This is a genomic window from Terriglobus sp. YAF25, assembly GCF_052113305.1.
Taxonomy (GTDB): Bacteria; Acidobacteriota; Terriglobia; order Terriglobales; family Acidobacteriaceae; genus Terriglobus.
The window spans coordinates 1-1,275 of sequence record NZ_JBFRCY010000993.1 but is presented as its reverse complement, the minus strand read 5'-3'; the positions used below and the strand labels follow the sequence as shown (position 1 = coordinate 1,275).

The 1,275-nt window shown below is 59.2% G+C and carries 2 protein-coding genes; both read left to right on the top strand.

The genetic code is table 11. From position 1 onward, the window contains the following. Positions 1 to 794, top strand: a 794-nt coding sequence (locus AB4043_RS25930) for an FAD-binding protein (RefSeq protein WP_442308579.1), incomplete at its 5' end; no start/stop codon positions are given. 12 nt (positions 795 to 806) lie between these two features. After that, a partial coding sequence (locus tag AB4043_RS25925; protein ID WP_442308578.1) for a 2Fe-2S iron-sulfur cluster-binding protein occupies positions 807 to 1,275 on the top strand: 469 nt, incomplete at its 3' end.

The following is a 1,275-nucleotide window of genomic DNA, read 5'->3' as shown; positions in this document are numbered from 1 at the left end:
CTCACACGCCTGCCGACTATGTAAAGCGAAAGCTGCCCAGCATGGATCACCAGTTCCTGGAACTGGCAGATGTGGATATCACCCGGGAGCCGATGGAAGTGGGACCGACCTGTCACTACATGATGGGGGGCATCCGCGTGGACGCAGAGACGGCGCAGACATCCATCCCGGGGTTGTTCGCAGCAGGAGAGGCCGCTGCGGGCCTGCACGGAGCAAACCGGCTGGGCGGCAATTCACTTTCCGATCTACTGGTGTTTGGTCGACGAGCGGGACTGGCGGCCGCGGAACACGCCAGGCGAAGCGAGACGCTAACGATCGATTCCTCCCATATCGAAGAATCCGTCCAGCAAATGCTCGCACCGTTTGAACGGCTGGATGGCGAGAGCCCCTACGCCATTCACAGCGATTTGCAGGCCACTATGCAAAGCCTTGTTGGCATCTTTCGTTGTGAGGAAGACCTTCGCCGAGCTTTGTCGGAGATTGAGACACTGAAAGAGCGTACGGCACGCGTGCGTGTTGAAGGCTCACGGCTCTTCAACCCAGGCTGGCACCTGGTGTGGGACCTGCACAGCATGTTGACCATAGCTGAAGGCGTGACCCGCAGCGCGCTTGCACGCCGCGAGAGCCGCGGCGCGCATAGTCGCATTGACTACCCAGCCCTGGACGATACGTGGGGAAAGAAGCATAATGTCGTGGTCAAGAATGCCGGCACGATGACGCTCGTCGATGCCCCCGTTCTTGAGATGCCAGATGATCTGAAGCAATTGCTGGCAGAAGATAGCGGAGCGAAATAGCGGAGGCTGGCCATGGCGGAGGTCCCGTTCGCAGAGGCAACGTTGCAAATCTTCCGGGGTGACCGCGAAGACGGCAAGACCGTTGACTATCGAGTGCCGCTCGTTCCCGGGATGGTAGTGCTCGACGCGCTTCACTGGGTTCAGTCGCATCAGGCGCCCGATCTGGCCATCCGCTGGAATTGCAAGGCGGGAAAATGCGGCTCATGCTCGGCCGAGGTCAATGGCCGGCCGCGGCTCGCCTGCAAAACACGCATGGACTCTCTTCCACTCGATCAGCCCATCACCATCTTTCCGATGAAGGCTTTCCCCGTGATCAAGGATCTGGTGACTGACGTTTCCTGGAACTTCAGCGTCAATCGGAAGATCCCTCCTTTCCAGCCACGGGCCGGTGTCGTGTGGAAGATGGATCAACGGGACGTCGATCGCGTACAGGAGTTTCGCAAGTGCATTGAGTGCTTTCTTTGCCAGAATGTCTGCCACG